Source organism: Streptomyces sp. NPDC048434, from assembly GCF_043200375.1.
Taxonomy (GTDB): domain Bacteria; phylum Actinomycetota; class Actinomycetes; order Streptomycetales; family Streptomycetaceae; genus Streptomyces.
Genome location: NZ_JBICXQ010000032.1, coordinates 1 through 15488, shown reverse-complemented (window position 1 = coordinate 15488; position 15488 = coordinate 1). Strand labels below are relative to the sequence as shown.

At 70.6% G+C, this 15488-nt stretch carries 14 protein-coding genes and 1 pseudogene; 11 read left to right on the top strand and 4 right to left on the bottom strand.

What is annotated here, in order from left to right; all coding sequences use genetic code 11:
• Positions 1 to 27: 27 nt before the first annotated feature.
• Entirely contained in the window at positions 28 to 420 is a 393-nt protein-coding gene (locus tag ACGFWI_RS31555) for a DUF5997 family protein (protein ID WP_393909460.1), read from the top strand.
• A 101-nt stretch (positions 421 to 521) separates the two neighbouring features.
• Here the strand turns inward: ACGFWI_RS31555 and ACGFWI_RS31550 are convergent, their stop codons facing one another.
• Positions 522 to 1640 (bottom strand): FAD-dependent oxidoreductase, encoded by a 1119-nt coding sequence (locus tag ACGFWI_RS31550; RefSeq protein ID WP_393909459.1) that lies wholly within the window; start codon positions 1638 to 1640, stop codon positions 522 to 524.
• A 124-nt stretch (positions 1641 to 1764) separates the two neighbouring features.
• On the opposite strand from ACGFWI_RS31550, the gene ACGFWI_RS31545 reads away from it, so the two are divergent.
• Positions 1765 to 2346, top strand: a complete 582-nt coding sequence (locus tag ACGFWI_RS31545) for a TetR/AcrR family transcriptional regulator (protein WP_393909458.1) — start codon at positions 1765 to 1767, stop codon at positions 2344 to 2346.
• A 132-nt stretch (positions 2347 to 2478) separates the two neighbouring features.
• Positions 2479 to 3375, top strand: a complete 897-nt coding sequence (locus ACGFWI_RS31540; RefSeq protein ID WP_393909457.1) for a class I SAM-dependent methyltransferase — start codon at positions 2479 to 2481, stop codon at positions 3373 to 3375.
• 75 nt (positions 3376 to 3450) lie between these two features.
• On the opposite strand, the pseudogene ACGFWI_RS31535 reads toward ACGFWI_RS31540, so the two are convergent.
• Positions 3451 to 3600 (bottom strand): annotated as a pseudogene (locus ACGFWI_RS31535) (short-chain dehydrogenase/reductase SDR); the annotation flags it as partial.
• A 285-nt stretch (positions 3601 to 3885) separates the two neighbouring features.
• Here ACGFWI_RS31535 and ACGFWI_RS31530 point away from each other — a divergent pair.
• The 8 genes from ACGFWI_RS31530 to ACGFWI_RS31495 all read left to right on the top strand — a co-directional run bounded on the left by ACGFWI_RS31530 (position 3886) and on the right by ACGFWI_RS31495 (position 12815).
• A complete protein-coding gene (locus ACGFWI_RS31530; protein WP_393909456.1) occupies positions 3886 to 5283 on the top strand; it encodes a flavin monoamine oxidase family protein in 1398 nt (465 codons plus the stop codon).
• Between the two features lie 190 nt (positions 5284 to 5473).
• The gene (locus ACGFWI_RS31525; protein WP_393909455.1) at positions 5474 to 6154 is read left to right on the top strand and encodes a DUF899 family protein; all 681 of its coding nucleotides are present in this window, start codon (positions 5474 to 5476) and stop codon (positions 6152 to 6154) included.
• Between the two features lie 284 nt (positions 6155 to 6438).
• Positions 6439 to 7467 (top strand): N-acetyl-gamma-glutamyl-phosphate reductase, encoded by a 1029-nt coding sequence (argC, locus tag ACGFWI_RS31520; RefSeq protein WP_393909454.1) that lies wholly within the window; start codon positions 6439 to 6441, stop codon positions 7465 to 7467.
• Positions 7468 to 7534: 67 nt separating this feature from the next.
• The gene (gene argJ / locus ACGFWI_RS31515) at positions 7535 to 8686 is read left to right on the top strand and encodes a bifunctional glutamate N-acetyltransferase/amino-acid acetyltransferase ArgJ (RefSeq protein WP_393909453.1); all 1152 of its coding nucleotides are present in this window, start codon (positions 7535 to 7537) and stop codon (positions 8684 to 8686) included.
• A gap of 64 nt (positions 8687 to 8750) precedes the next feature.
• On the top strand, positions 8751 to 9680 hold the full coding sequence (argB, locus tag ACGFWI_RS31510; RefSeq protein ID WP_393909452.1) for an acetylglutamate kinase: 930 nt from the start codon (positions 8751 to 8753) through the stop codon (positions 9678 to 9680).
• Positions 9677 to 10912, top strand: coding sequence for an acetylornithine transaminase (locus ACGFWI_RS31505; protein ID WP_393909451.1), 1236 nt, complete (start codon positions 9677 to 9679; stop codon positions 10910 to 10912). The genes argB and ACGFWI_RS31505 overlap by 4 nt, the downstream gene beginning before the upstream one ends.
• 8 nt (positions 10913 to 10920) lie before the next feature.
• Positions 10921 to 11463, top strand: coding sequence for an arginine repressor (locus ACGFWI_RS31500; protein WP_393909450.1), 543 nt, complete (start codon positions 10921 to 10923; stop codon positions 11461 to 11463).
• A 266-nt stretch (positions 11464 to 11729) separates the two neighbouring features.
• Entirely contained in the window at positions 11730 to 12815 is a 1086-nt protein-coding gene (locus tag ACGFWI_RS31495) for a mechanosensitive ion channel family protein (protein ID WP_393909449.1), read from the top strand.
• Between the two features lie 493 nt (positions 12816 to 13308).
• Here the strand turns inward: ACGFWI_RS31495 and ACGFWI_RS31490 are convergent, their stop codons facing one another.
• Positions 13309 to 14004 (bottom strand): response regulator transcription factor, encoded by a 696-nt coding sequence (locus ACGFWI_RS31490; RefSeq protein WP_393909448.1) that lies wholly within the window; start codon positions 14002 to 14004, stop codon positions 13309 to 13311.
• 1058 nt (positions 14005 to 15062) lie between these two features.
• On the bottom strand, positions 15063 to 15488 hold a 426-nt coding region (locus tag ACGFWI_RS31485; RefSeq protein WP_393909447.1), incomplete at its 5' end, for a helix-turn-helix transcriptional regulator.

Genomic DNA, 15488 nt, shown 5'->3' with positions numbered 1-15488 from the left:
GCGCACACGATCGATACCCTTGACACCATGACGTCGCACCAGAGCACCCAGACGATGAAGCCCGCGACCGCGGCGAAGAAGCTGGGTGTGTACCTCGAGGCCACCCCCGCCGAGTTCCAGGAGGGTGTCGTCTCGCGCACCGAATTGAACGCGCTGCAGGCCGATCCGCCCCAGTGGCTGCAGGACCTGCGACGCAACGGCCCGCACCCCCGGCCGGTGGTCGCGGCGAAGCTGGGCATCTCCATCTCGGGCCTTGCGCGGGGTGGTGTCACCGAGCCCCTCACCACGGAACAGATCGACGCGTTGAAGCAGGACGGTCCCGAGTGGCTGCAGCAGGAGCGCGCCACCCAGGCCGAGGTCCGGAAGGAGGCGGCGCGGATCAAGGAGAAGAACGCGGCGCAGGGCGAGCAGCCCGGCTGACCGCGTTCCTGACCTCGCTGCCCGACCGTCGGCCGGGCGGGCCCGTGCCCCGCACCGCGGACGGCTGAGCGCCGTCCGTACGCAGCAGTAGCGGGGCGTGCTCAGCCGCCCGTCGACGGAATGAGGTGCTCCAGCCCCTCCGCGCAGCCCTTCGCGGCCTCGGCCGAGCGCGGCAGCATGACGCTCTCATAAGCACGGACGGCGTCGTCGACGGTGGGTTCGCCGAGGAGGGCGTGGGCGAGGTCGGCGCCGTCGAGCATGGCGAGGTTGGCGCCCAGCCCGAGGGGCGGCATCAGGTGCGCGGCGTCGCCCAGCAGGGTGACGCCGGGGACGTGCTCCCAGGTGTGCGGGGCGGGCAGCGCGAACAGCGGCCGGTTGGTGAACCCGCCGTCGTTGTACCGCAGGAGACGGAGCAGGCTCTCGTCCCAGCCGTCGAACATCGTCAGCAGGTGCGTCCGCACGGCCGCCGTGTCATCGAGGTCCACGCCGGCGGCCAGGTGCCAGTTCTCCGGGGCGCGGAAGGCTATGTAGGCGCGGATGTGGCCGTTGCTGTTGCGCTGGGCGAACAGGGCCTTGCCGCCGGCCTTCGCCACCATCGTGCCGGCGCCGACCATCCGCGCGAGGCCGGCATGGCGGGTGTCGCAGTCGTCGAAGCCGGCCTCGACGAAGGCGACACCGGTGTAGTCGGGTGTCGCGTCCGACAGGGCCGGGCGGACCCGTGACCAGGCGCCGTCGGCGCCGACCACCACGTCGAAGTCCTCGGAGGTGCCGTCACCGAAGAGCAGGCGGCCGGTGCCCTCCCCGAGCGGGGTGACCCCGCTGACGCCGCGGTCCCACCGCACGCTTCCCGCGCTGAGGGACTCCAGGAGCAGACCGCGCAACTGACCCCGGTCGATCTCCGGCCGGTCGTCCTCGCCGTGGTCCGCCGGGGGCCCCTGAAGGGGCAGGGCGGTGGCGGTGGCGGGGTCGAGCAGCCGCCACTCCTGGCCTTCGGGACGGGAGAGGGTGTGGAACCGGTCGAGCAGGCCGGCCGCGCGCAGGGCGGCCTGACCGGTGCCGGCGTGCATGTCGAGAGTCCCGCCCTGAGTGCGGGCCGCGGCGGAAGTCTCGCGTTCGAAGACGGTGACGGAGCGGCCGTGGCGCTGCAGGACGCGGGCGCAGACCAGGCCGCCCAGGCCGGCGCCGACGACCGCGACGCGGGGGTCACGAGCGGAGTTCATGGGGCTGTCCCCTCGGAAGGTGGGTGAGTGCCGGGATGTCCGGCACCACCAAGAAAGCACACTCACTAAATAAGCGCAATCACTAAACTTTCGCAGTGGGTCCACTTCGGGATACGGTGTGCCCGTGACCGAACCGACCGGGCGCCGTGAGCGCAAGAAGGCCCAGACCCGCACATCCCTGGCCGAAGCCGCGCTGCAGCTCTTCCTCGACCGCGGCTACGACCGGGTCGGCGTCAAGGACGTCGCCGACGCCGCCGATGTGTCGGTGACCACCCTGTTCAAGCACTTCCCCAGCAAGGAGGCGCTGGTTTTCGACCAGGAGGACGACATCGAGGCAGCGCTCGTCGCCGCCGTGCGGGACCGCACCCCCGGGCAGTCGATCCCGCAAGCGCTGCGCGAGCACGTCCTGTTGACGCAGACCCATGCCGCGGAGCCGCGGTTCGCCGCGTTCATGCGCCTGGTGGCGGACACCCCGGCGCTGCGCGACTACGCCCACCGCATGTGGATGCGCCACGAAGCGGCCGTGGCACGGGCCATCGCCGACGAGGCCGGCGCCCCCGAGGACGACATCACCTGCGCCGCCCTGGCCCGTTTCGCCCTGGAAGCCCGCGGGCTCATCCAGCGGCACCCCGACCCGCGACGCGCCGCCGACGAGGCCTTCGCGCTGCTCGAACACGGCTGGGCGGCCTCCCACCCCGAGGGCTGACCCGCTCCCTCGGGGCGTGCCGAGTGGGCTGCCGTCCGTGCTGCCGCAGCGGGCGCGGATCCGGCCGAAGCCCGTACGGACGGCGTCACTTACGAAATACTCAGGTCACCGCGCAGGAAGTTGAGGGGGCTCATGGAAGCCGGTCAGCCAAGTCGGACCGCGATGCGGGTGGCGCACGCCCGTGCCCGCCACCAGGCCGACCCCCGGCGGGTCTTCACCGACCCGCTGGCGTCGAAGATCCTCCACCTCGGCCCCGATGCGCCGATGCCGCTGCCCGACGACCCGGTCGCCCGGTACAACACCCGGTTCGTCGCCGCACGCAGCCGCTTCGCCGAGGACTCGCTCGCCTCCGCCGTGGCCGCCGGCACCCGGCAGATCGTGGTCCTCGGCGCCGGCCTGGACACCTTCGCCTACCGCAACCCCCACCCCGGCCTGACGGTGTTCGAGGTGGATCACCCGGACACCCAGGAGTGGAAGCGGCAGCAGATGGCAGCGGCCGGCATCGCCCGCCCACCGTCGTTGACCTTCGCCCCGATCGACTTCGAACGCGACACCCTCGCCGAGGCCTTGGAGTCGGCCGGGCTGGACCGCACCCGAGCGGCGTTCTTCATGTGGCTCGGGGTCACGCCCTATCTGACACGAGACGCCGTCCTCGCCACACTGCGGTTCGTGGCCGGGCACACCGCGCCGGTCCATGTGGTGTTCGACTACTACCTCGAACCGTCCCCGGCGATGTCACCAGAGCTGCGCGCCGCGCACCGGGCCGCAACAACGCTGGTGGCGGAGCTCGGCGAACCCTGGCTCAGCTACTTCACCCCTGACCGCATGGCCGACGAGCTGCGCGCGATGGGGCTGGACGACATCGAGGACCTCGCGGGCCCACAACTGCTCGCCCGGTACCTCGGCGAGCCCACGCCCGACGCCGATGCGTTTCAGCGGTCATGTGATCCGCGCCGGACGTACCACCGCCCGATAGCCACCCCGAACCATCCCCCCCACAGCTCGGTGGCGCCACGGCCCCGCAGCTGACGGGGCGCCGGCCCGGGGCCGGCACCGCGGGACGCCCGGGGCCGGTGCCCCTCCGCTCGCCAGAGAGGGGGCCCTTCACCAGGGGAGGGGGCCCTCGGCGTCGAAGTAGCCTCCGGTCGGCCCGTCGAGGGCCACCTGTGCCATGCGGACGATGATCTCGGCGCCCTCCTCGACGGTCTGCGTGCCCGTGTGCCCGTTCAGATCGGTGGCGGTGTAGCCGGGCTCAGAGCGTTTTCCGAGCCCTTCAAGGGGTGGCTTCGCGGATGCGCTCGCGCCCGGCCCGGCGATGCCGGCGAATAACCCACGCTGCAATGCTCACTGCTTGAAGACGCTCGCCTCGCCGGGCTCGATCTCCGGCGCCGCACGGTCGAAGATCGGCAGCCCGCGAGATCGGTCTGCGTCAAGCCCTCGGGGCCCAGCAGCGCCGCTGTCGGACGCGCCCGCCCTTATGGATCACCACGCCGGGCGGAGCCGGGCCCGGTGGGCGAGGGTGAGCCGTGGAGGTGGCTCATGGAACAGGTGCAGGCGGACGTGTGCGTGGTAGGCGCCGGTTTTGCCGGACTCGCGGCCGCGAGACGCCTGGTCCGAGCCGGCCATGAGGTGGTGGTGGTCGAGGCCAGGGACCGGGTGGGCGGCCGGGTGTGGAACCGGGAGCTTCCCGACGGGACGGTGGTGTCGGCCGGCGGCACCTGGCTGGGCAAGGGGCAGGACCGCATGTTCCAGCTCTGCCGGGAACTGGGACTTGAGGTGTATCCCCAGTACGAGCGGGGCGATCAGATCCTGCGCCTGGACGGAGTCAACCACCGCTACCACGGTGCCCTCCCCACCGTGGGCCCGCGGACGCTGATCGCCCTCGGCCTGGCGATGTCGCGGCTGCGTCTGATGGCGCGGCGCCTCCCGGCGGACGCCCCGTGGCGCGCCCCGGGTGCCCGTACGTGGGACGCCCGCACCCTCGGGCAGTGGATTTCCGACCCGCTCAACGTGCCCTCGCCCACCGCCCGCACCCTGCTCAGGGCGACCATGAATCTGCTGTTCTGCGCCGACCCGGCGGAGGTCTCACTGCTGGGCGCCCTCACCCTGGCCCGGGGCGGCGGCGGTTTCGGCTACTACACCGACTCGCGCAGAACCGAATCCCATCTCGTGGACGGCGGAGCCCCCGAACTGGCGAGGCGCATGGCCGAGCAGTTGGGGGAGCGGGTGCACCTGTCCAGCCCCGTTCAGCGGATCACCCACGACGGCAGCGCTGTGACGATCGTTTCCTCCTCGCTCGCCGTGCGGGCGCAGCGGGTGATCGTGGCAACGCCGCCGGTACTGGCGGGGCGGATCTCCTTCGACCCGCCGCTTCCCACCGCGTGCAGCCATCTGCTGCAGCGAGTCGTACCGGGTGTGATCATCCGGGTCCACACGGTGTATGACCAGCCGTTCTGGCGCGAACAGCAGCTGTCGGGGCAGACGCTCGCGCCCCACTCGGCCGTCCCGATCACCATCGACCAGACGCCACGATCGGGACACCCCGGAGTGCTCAGCAGCTACGCGTTCAGCACCGGAGCCCTGCGCCTGGAGCGCCTGGCCCCTGCCGCGCGGCGGGAGATCTGGCTGGACGCGCTGGCCGAGCGGTTCGGTCCCGAGGCGCGCCACCCCACTCAGTATCTGGAGACCGACTGGTCCTCCCAACAGTGGTCGCTGGGCGGGATGGTGGGCCACTTCCCGCCCGGCGTCCTGACCAACTACGGCAGCGCGCTGCGCAAGCCGGTCGGCCGGATCCACTGGGCCAGTACCGAGTCGGCAACGCTGATGCACGGCCTGATGGAGGGAGCGGTGCGCTCCGGCGAGCGAGCCGCCCAGGAAGTCCTGACCGCTCTGGCGCCCGGCCGCCGCGCCGTCGGCACGTCAGGCGGTCCTCCCTGACCCGCCTGCCCGGACCGGCCGGGCTCCACGCCTGCAGACCGCACCGGCTCACCGGCCCTGACCTGCCCAGACGCGGCCCGGCCCGGTCGTGTCGTCGCCTGGCGGGCCCTCGTGGACCAGCACACAATGGGGGCCACTGCAGAGGGTGGCAAACCAGTCAGCTACATCGGTCATCGCCCAGGAGGTAGCGATGCAGCAAACCCGTCTCAGCGAGGAGCCGGCCGCATACGCCGACGCCCGCGAGGAACTGCGACAAGCCGAGATCGAGCTGATGCGCCATCGCGAACGCGTCAGCGACCTGCGCCGCCGAATGCCCCCGGGACCTGCCGTCGACGACTATGTGTTCGAGGAGGGCCCTGCCGATCTGCAGGCCGGTGACGCGCCGGTATCGACCGTGCGCATGAGCGAACTGTTCACGCGGCCCGGACGCGACCTGGTCATCTACCACTTCATGTACGGCAAGCAGCAGGCTCAGGCGTGCCCCATGTGCACCATGTGGATCGACGGGTTCAACGGAATCGCCCACCACCTCGCGCAGAACGTCGACTTCGCGATCGTCGCCGCGGCCGACCTGCCGACACTCCGTGCACACGCCCGAAGCCGGCAGTGGACGAACCTGCGGCTGCTCAGCGCCGGTTCCAGCACCTTCAAGTACGACCTCGGCAGTGAGGACGCCGAGGGCAACCAGGACTCGACGGTGTCGGTGTTCACCCGCGACGACGACGGGTCGGTGCGCCACTTCTACTCGGTGCACCCCCGGATGTCCGACGACATCGATCAGCGAGGCATCGACCTGCTCAGCCCGGTGTGGCACCTCCTCGACCTCACGCGCCAAGGGCGAGGCAGCTGGTTCCCCACGCTCAGCTACTAGCCATCGGGCGGGGCTCGCCCACGGTGACACCTGGTCTCGGTGGTTGACACCACCCTGGGGGCACCCGGTGACCGGACACCGACTGATCGACGAGGGTGTGTCTTTCCGCAGGTCAGGGCACTGACCGCTACCCTGCGGGCCAACAACGCGCCTCAGCGGGGCCGGCTCAAGCGCTCATGGGCCAACTCGGCCGCTCAGTCTCACCCCCCGACCCGGCCCGACCCCAGGTCATTGCATAAAACTGCCACTATCCGTATAGTCATGCCATCAAGGAGGAGAGGTCCATGACGGTACGAGCAGCAGTGGCCGGTGCGAGCGGGTATGCGGGTGGTGAAGTGCTGCGCCTGCTCCTGGGGCACCCGGAGGTGGAGATCGGCGCGCTGACCGGGCACTCCAATGCCGGGCAGCGCCTGGGCGGGCTGCAGCCGCATCTGGCGCCGCTGGCCGACCGGGAGCTCCAGCCGACCTCTGCCGAGGTGCTGGCGGGGCACGACGTCGTCTTCCTCGCGCTGCCGCACGGCCGGTCCGCCGCGGTCGCCGAGGAGCTCGGTCCCGAGGTGCTCGTCGTGGACTGTGGCGCCGACTTCCGGCTCACCGACTCCGCCGACTGGGAGGCGTTCTACGGCTCGGCCCACGCGGGCACCTGGCCGTACGGCCTCCCGGAGCTGCCCGGGGGCCGCGCCGCGCTCCAGGGAACCCGGCGTATCGCGGTCCCGGGCTGCTACCCCACCGCCGTCTCGCTCGCCCTGTTCCCCGCGTACGCGGACCGGCTCGCCGAGCCCGAGGCCGTGATCGTCGCGGCCACCGGTACCTCCGGCGCCGGCAAGGCCCTCAAGCCGCATCTGCTGGGCTCCGAGGTCATGGGCTCGATGAGCCCGTACGGCGTCGGCGGCGGGCACCGGCACACCCCCGAGATGATCCAGAACCTGAGCGCGGTGGCCGGCGAGCGGATCAGCGTCTCCTTCACCCCGACCCTGGCTCCCATGTCGCGCGGCATCCTCGCCACCTGCTCGGCCAGGGCGAAGCCCGGCGTGGACGCCGGCGCCGTACGGGCCGCGTACGAGAAGGCGCTGGCCGACGAGCCGTTCCTGCGGCTGCTGCCCGAGGGCCAGTGGCCGTCGACCGCCGCCGTGTACGGCTCCAACACCGCCCAGATCCAGGTGACGCTCGATGCGGCGGCCGGTCGGATCATCGCGATCAGCGCCCTCGACAACCTCACCAAGGGGACCGCGGGCGGCGCGGTGCAGAGCATGAACATCGCCCTGGGCCTCCCCGAGGAGACCGGGCTCCCGAGGGTCGGGGTCGCCCCGTGACACGGGCGGACAGCGGGCGGCAAGGCGTGACCGGCGGGGCCGGAGAAGCGATGGAGGAGAAGAAGCAGTGAGCGTCACGGCAGCACAAGGGTTCACGGCGGCGGGCATCGCCGCCGGGATCAAGGAGAACGGCAACCCGGACCTCGCCCTCGTGGTGAACAACGGGCCGCGACTGGCCGCCGCCGGTGTCTTCACCTCCAACCGCGTCAAGGCCGCACCGGTCGTCTGGTCCGAGCAGGTCCTCAAGGGCGGCACGGTCTCCGCCGTCGTCCTCAACTCCGGTGGCGCCAACGCCTGTACGGGCCCGCTCGGCTTCCAGGACACCCACGCCACCGCGGAGCAGGCCGCCGAGGCGCTGGGGCACAGCGCCGGTGAGGTGGCGGTCGCCTCCACCGGGCTGATCGGCCTGCGGCTCCCCATGGACAAGCTGCTGCCCGGAATCGACCGGGCCGCGGCCGAACTGACCGAGCACGGCGGCGAGAAGGCCGCCATCGCGATCAAGACCACCGACAGCGTGCACAAGACCGCCCAGGTCACCGTCGACGGGTGGACCGTCGGCGGAATGGCCAAGGGTGCCGGCATGCTCGCCCCGGGCCTGGCCACCATGCTCGTCGTCCTGACCACCGACGCCGAGCTGCCGGCCGCCGAACTCGATACGGCGCTGCGGGCCGCGACCCGCACCACCTTCGACCGGGTCGACTCCGACGGCTGTATGTCGACCAACGACACGGTGCTGCTGCTCGCCTCCGGCGCCTCCGGCGTCGTACCGGACACCGCCGCGTTCGCCGAGGCGGTGCGCACGGTCTGCGACGACCTGGCACGGCAGCTGATCGGGGACGCCGAGGGCGCCAGCAAGGACATCCGGATCGAGGTCGTGGGTGCGGCGAGCGAGGACGACGCGGTCGAGGTCGGCCGCTCCATCGCCCGCAACAACCTCCTCAAGTGCGCCATCCACGGCGAGGACCCCAACTGGGGCCGGGTGCTCTCCGCCATCGGCACCACCTCCGCCGCCTTCGAGCCCGACCAGCTCAATGTCGCCATCAACGACGTCTGGGTCTGCAAGAACGGCTCGGTGGGCGAGGACCGCGAGCTGGTCGACATGCGCTACCGGGAGGTACGCATCACCGCCGACCTCTCCGCCGGCACCGAGTCCGCGGTCATCTGGGCCAACGACCTGACCGCCGACTACGTCCACGAGAACAGCGCGTACTCCTCATGAGCGAGCGCATCCATCACAGGCGCGTGCTGTGTTCACAGCCCGCCGACAGAAGCGAGGCCCGCGCATGAGCACCCGCAAGCACACCGCGCTCCCCAAGGCCCGCACCCTCATCGAGGCGCTGCCCTGGCTGACCCGGCACAACGGCAAGACCGTCGTCATCAAGTTCGGCGGCAACGCCATGATCGACGAGGAGCTCAAGCGGGCCTTCGCCCAGGACGTGGTCTTCCTGCGGCACGCCGGACTGCGCCCCGTCGTCGTGCACGGCGGCGGCCCGCAGATCAGCGCCCAGCTGGACCTGCTCGGCCTGGAGTCGGAGTTCAAGGGCGGCCTGCGGGTCACCACGCCCGAGGCGATGAACGTCGTACGGATGGTGCTGGCCGGCCAGGTGCAGCGCGAGCTGGTCGGACTGCTCAACGAGCACGGCCCGCTCGCCGTCGGCATGACCGGCGAGGACGCCCATCTGATGACCGCGACCAAGCACTTCGCCGACATCGACGGTGAGCGGGTGGACATCGGCAGGGTCGGCGAGATCACCGGCATCGACCCGGGAGCGGTCCACGCGCTCCTGGACGACGGCCGGATCCCGGTCATCTCCTCGATCGCCCGCAGCAGCGACGCGGAGGACGCTGCCTCCGGGGCCACCGGCGTCTTCAACGTCAACGCCGACACCGCCGCGGCCGCCCTGGCCGCGGCCCTCGGCGCCGAGACGCTGATGGTGCTCACCGACGTCGAGGGCCTCTACGAGGACTGGCCCCAGAGCGACGAGGTGATCTCCCGCCTCACCGCCACCGAACTGGAGAAGCTGCTGCCCGACCTGGCCAGCGGCATGGTCCCCAAGATGCAGGGCTGTCTGCACGCCGTCCGCAACGGCGTCCACACCGCCCGGGTCATCGACGGGCGGGTCCAGCACTCGATCCTGCTGGAGATCTTCACCGACGAAGGAATCGGCACGATGGTCGTGCCGGACGCGAACACGATCGAGGGGGCGACATGAGCGACGCAGGACACAGCCACGGCCCGGTGACCAACGCAGGACTCACCGGACGGTGGCGGGGCGCCATGATGGACAACTTCGGCACCCCCCGTATCCCGCTCGTCCGCGGCGAGGGCGCCACGGTGTGGGACGCCGACGGCAACGAGTACCTCGACTTCCTCGGCGGCATCGCGGTCAACGCCCTCGGCCATGCCCACCCCGCGGTGGTCCGCGCCGTCTCCGACCAGGTCGCCACCCTCGGCCACGTCTCGAACTTCTTCGTCACCGAGCCCACCGTGACCCTTGCCGAGCGTCTGCTCGCGCTGGCCGGACGCCCCGGCCGGGTCTACTTCTCCAACTCCGGCGCCGAGGCCAACGAAGCCGCCTTCAAGATCGGCCGGCTGACCGGACGCACCCATATGGTCTCCACGGCCGGCGGTTTCCACGGCCGCACCATGGGCGCCCTCGCCCTCACCGGCCAGCCCGCCAAGCAGGCGCCCTTCGCGCCACTGCCCGGCGACATCGACTACGTCCCGTACGGGGACGTCGAGGCAATGCGCGCCGCCGTCACCACCGACACCGCCTTCGTCATCCTGGAGCCCGTCCAGGGCGAGAGCGGCGTCATCGTCCCGCCGCCCGGCTACCTCCAGGCCGCCCGCGAGATCACCGCCGCCACCGGCACCCTGCTGGTCCTCGACGAGATCCAGACCGGCATCGGCCGGACCGGACACTGGCTGGAGTCCCAGGCACAGGGCGTCGAGGCCGACATCATCACCCTCGCCAAGGGCCTGGGCGGCGGTCTGCCGATCGGCGCGACGCTGGCCTTCGGCCCGGCCGCCGAGCTGCTCACGCCGGGTTCGCACGGCTCGACGTTCAGCGGCAACCCGGTCGTCTGCGCCGGCGCCCTCGCCGTCCTGGACACCATCGAGGCGGACGGCATCCTGGAGAACGTCAAGCGGGTCGGCGAGCGGCTGAGGAACGGGACCGAGGCCCTGGGGCACCCATTGGTCAGCCAGGTCCGCGGTGCGGGCCTCCTCCTGGGTATCGTCTTGACGGAGCCGCTGGCGCCGCAGGTGCAGCAGGCGGCTCAGGACGCGGGTCTCCTGGTGAACGCGGTCGCGCCGGACGTCATCCGGCTCGCCCCGCCGCTGATCGTCTCCGACGACGAAGCGGAAGTGTTCCTCCGGAAGCTCCCCGCCGTCCTGAACACGGCCCGCCAAGGGGCCGACGGGGAACGACGAGCCGGAGACTGACGACAACGATGACCGAGCTGCAGGACAACGAGTCGCACAACGGTGGCCAGGCCGTACCGCAGACCCGCACCGCACGCCACCGCCGGATCGTGGACATCCTCAACCGGCTGCCGGTCCGGTCCCAGAGCCAGCTCGCCAAGCTGCTCGCCGACGACGGCCTGTCCGTCACCCAGGCGACGCTCTCCCGCGATCTGGACGAGCTGGGCGCGGTGAAGATCCGCAATACCGGCGGCGAGCTGATCTACGCGGTGCCCAGCGAGGGCGGCGACCGCAAGCCGCGGGCACCGCTGGGGGAGTCGGCCAAGGAGGAGCGGATGCGCCGTCTCTCCAGCGAGCTCCTCATCTCCGCCGAGGCCTCCGCCAACCTCGTTGTCCTGCGCACCCCGCCGGGCGCCGCCCAGTTCCTGGCCTCGGCCATCGACCAGGCCGAACTCCACGACATCCTCGGCACCATCGCGGGCGATGACACCCTGATGCTCATCAGCCGCGACCCGGCGGGCGGCCAGGCGCTCGCCGACCATCTGCTGCGCCTGGCGCAGAAGCCGCACTGAGACGCGCGCGAGCCGCCCTTCGCGCTGCTCATCCGTCACACCAGCACTCTGGGCAACGACCGCCTCCCTGGGAGGCGGTCACGCCGGGTTCCTCCCCGAGCCACCCGCCGCATGCCGAACCGCATACGGCAGGATGGCAGTTCGCGTCGGGGTGTCCGCGGAGGTCCCGGCGCATTCGCAGCCTCAGAGACAAGCAGGTGACAGGTGACGACACTTCACATCCGGCTGATAGCCGATCCGTTCCTCCGGGCAGCGGGAGCCGGCCGGTGAACCGGGCTTTCACGATGCACGACATGATCGTCGCAGGGGCCGCGCTCGCCGTCGGCATCGCGGCGGGCCTGTTGCTGCGCCTGGCCCTGCGGTGGCTGGGGAAGCACGCCCTCAGGACGCGGTGGAGCGGGGACGACATCATCGTCGACGCCTTGCGGACCGTGGTGCCCTGGGCGGCGATCACTGCCGGTCTGGCGGCGGCGGCCGCCGCTCTGCCGCTGACGGAGGCGGTCGGACACACCGTCAACCGGACGCTGACCGTGCTGCTCATCCTGGTCGTCACGCTCACCGCGGCCCGGGTGATCACCCGTCTGGTGAAGACCCTGGCGCAGTCCAGGTCCGGCGTGGCCGGATCGGCCACCATCTTCGCCAACATCACGCGCATCGTGGTGCTGGCGATGGGCTTTCTCGTCGTCCTGCAGACCCTGGGCATCTCCATCGCCCCGCTGCTGACGGCGCTGGGTGTGGGTGGCCTCGCGGTCGCGCTGGCACTGCAGGACACCCTCGCCAACCTCTTCGCCGGCGTGCACATCCTCGCCTCGAAGACCGTGCAGCCCGGTGACTACATCCGGCTCAGCAGCGGTGAGGAGGGCTATGTCGTCGACGTCAACTGGCGTAACACCGTGGTGCGTCAGCTCTCCAACAACCTGGTGATCATCTCCAACCGCCAGCTGGCCGACACCAACATGACCAACTTCAGCCGGCCGGAACAGAAGTTGTCGATCCTCGTGCAGGTGGGGGTCGGCTACGACAGCGACCTCGAACATGTCGAGCGGGTCACCACCGAGGTCGTCGAGAGCGTGATGACCGACATCAGCGGCGGCGTCCCCGACCACGAACCGGCCGTCCGCTTCCACACCTTCGGTGACTCCCGGATCAGCTTCACCGTGATCCTCGGCGTCGGCGAGTTCAGCGACCAGTACCGGATCAAGCACGAGTTCATCAAGCGCCTGCACCAGCGCTACCGGACCGAGGGCATCAGGATTCCCTCCCCGGCCCGGACCGTGGCGTTGCAGAAGCCGGAGGAGATAGCGATACCGCACCAGCGCGACCTCTCGGACACCGTGCCGCCCGTGCCGTAGGGCGCACCGGCCGGCTCCGGTGACACCTGAGGGCTGCGGCAGCCGTGGGGCCCAGGTCAGGGCCCCACGCAGACCAGCTCAGCACAAGGGCGCCGTGATCGGACAGTTCTTCCAACCCCAAGTGGCACAGGCGACGCGCAGCAGCCGTTCTGGGCTGTGACGGCCTGTTATTCAGTCAACGATGTCCTGTGACGGGCCGTGAGGAAAAGTCGGTGCCGTATGCGGTGCGGACCACCGGAAATTTCACGGCCGCAGGAAGACGCCGAGAAGCGCGATCTGGGTACCGCGAGGGCGTGGAGGCGAACGAGAGTCTTTGCCCGTGCCGTCGGCAAAGCGTGCTTCACCCAAGCCGAGTCGGCCGATGCAGTGAACGACTGCCGCCGCTGTTGTACCCCTGGGAGCATCCCGCCGTTCGACGTCGTCGCCGAAGACTGAATCGCCCTGTTCCTCGATCGCTACGGTGTCCGCGACGAGGCACAGGCGGCCCGGCCCGTCAGATGAGGCCGGTGCGAATCGCGTACGAGACGGCGTGGGCGCGGTTGCGGAGCCCGAAGCGTTTCATGACTCCGTAGAGGATGTTCTTGACGGTGCGCTCGGAATAGGACAACTCCTGCGCAATGTCAGCCAGCTCGCGGCCCTCGGCGACCATGCGCAAGACGTGCTGTTCCCGCTCGGTGGTCCCGGAACGGGTCAGACCCATCGGGGCAAGGATCTCGCGCTGGGTTTTCTGGACCTGCTCCATCAGGTCGCCCTGGAGTGTGTAAGGGAACGATCCGCCTCCTTGTGCGACGGTCAGGATCGTCAGGGCGAGCCCCTTGGGGGAGAAGCCCGAGTGCCACAGCACCGCGCGCACTCCGCAATCGACCGCTATCGAGATCTCAATCCTCCACTGCCGTTTGACGATGACGAGGAAACGTGCGGTGGGGTCCGCACGCAGGCCGCGCAGCATCTTCAGGGTGGAGCCATCCGCGGTCTCCACGGCCACCACCACGACATCCGCTTCCCCGGCTTTGGCGGTATCGATCTCCGACAGTCGCCGGTCCTGCCGCAGACAGCTGATCAGCCCGGTACGGACGACGGCGTCCGTGGTGTGTAGGGCCACCCGGACTTCTTCCACGGGCGCCACCTGACGCGTATGCCCTTCTGGGACACGCTCAAGAATCCCTCGTTGGCGTTCCTCGGCGTACACGGCACACTTCCCTGTTCCCGGCCCGGGTGTGATCTCCACTCGGGCACCGAAATTCCTTATGCTCGCGGCCATGCCGCGTGACCAGCTTTTCCCGGACGGAATGGTGTCCTTTCATGCCCGCGAGTGGATGGGTGTTTCCGCTGGTCCGCAGCGAAGTCGGCCGCACAGGAGCGGGACGATGGTCCGCTCGGAGGTCGCCGGCCCGCTCGCGGCGATCCGCGATTTCTGCGTGCCGTTCCGGGGCGTGCGGACGTCGAGGTTGGTCTCGAAGCCCGCCCTTTCCAGGGCGTACGCGCGGCCGTGATTGCGGCGTAGAAGTGCCTGCTCCGCCAGAACGCAAAATGCCGGCGGACGGTCTCCTTGGAGATCCCAAAGGCTCCGGAGAGCTTGGCGAAGTCCACCGAGTCCGCGTTCCGGGCGAGCCAAAGAAAAGCCGGCCGTCGTACCTCGCCGTTCACGGCGCACCCACTTCCTGTTTTTTGGCCGGCGATTGCTCGTTCCGAGCACGGCTGGTGCCTCTGCGTGAGGAAGGGAGCCTCTGTCCTCCCCTGTGGAGCCGCTCCGATCATCAAAACGGTGGCGGCGTACCCGGTGTGCCCAATGCGTGCCCACGTAAGAGTCTCGTTACTGAATGCCTTGGGCCCGACCGACGTCCTCCTCGCCCGGTGTGCGATCGCCGTAGCGGGGCGACGACTCGCTACGCAGGTTTGCCCAGCATGGCGATTCCGATCTCATCGGCGACGGATCGGTAGCCGTAAGTGCGGTAGGCGGTGAGCATGCGCGAGGTCTCGGCCTTGGCACACGGGGCTTGACGGTCAGGTCCGTGCGGTCCACGACGACCCAGTTGGGCAACTGCCGGGGCAGCGCGGCCCGAGTGGTACCTGCGGCGTCGGACCTCTGGCAGACCAGGCTCACCGCCGCGGGTGGTGTTCGAAGTGACCGCGCAGGTCTCCGCTACCTCCTCCTTGGCGGTCGGCGGCTGGTCACCCGGTACCAGGACGCCTGGCAGCTTCGGCGTGGTGACCCTGCCGGTACAACAGCGGATTCCGCCTGCGTGTTCAGCCGCCGGCCGGACCGGACTGTGGCCCCGGTCCCGGCGAGCCGTCCGGCACCGGGCTGAGCCCGGCCAGGCTTCCGTCCAGCCAGGCCGCCGCCAGTTCCACCCGCGAGCGGCTCCCCGTGCGCTGGAACAGCCGCGCCAGTCGCTGCTCCACCGTCTTCTCGCTGCACGCCAGGCGGGCCGCGATCTGCCGATTGGTCGCGCCTTCGCTGACCATGCCGATCAGCCGTACGTCCGCCTCGCTCAGGCCCTCGCGCGCCGAACGGCCCCGCGGCAGCGGCACGTTGCGGCGTTGCGCCGACCGGCCGAGCAGGACGCGCCCGGGGCGTCCGAGCGACAGCAGGTGGGTGTGCCGCGCCGCCTCGGCCAGCCACGGCTGGGGATCGTCGCCGACCTCGGCGAGGACCTGGCAGCAGTACAGCAT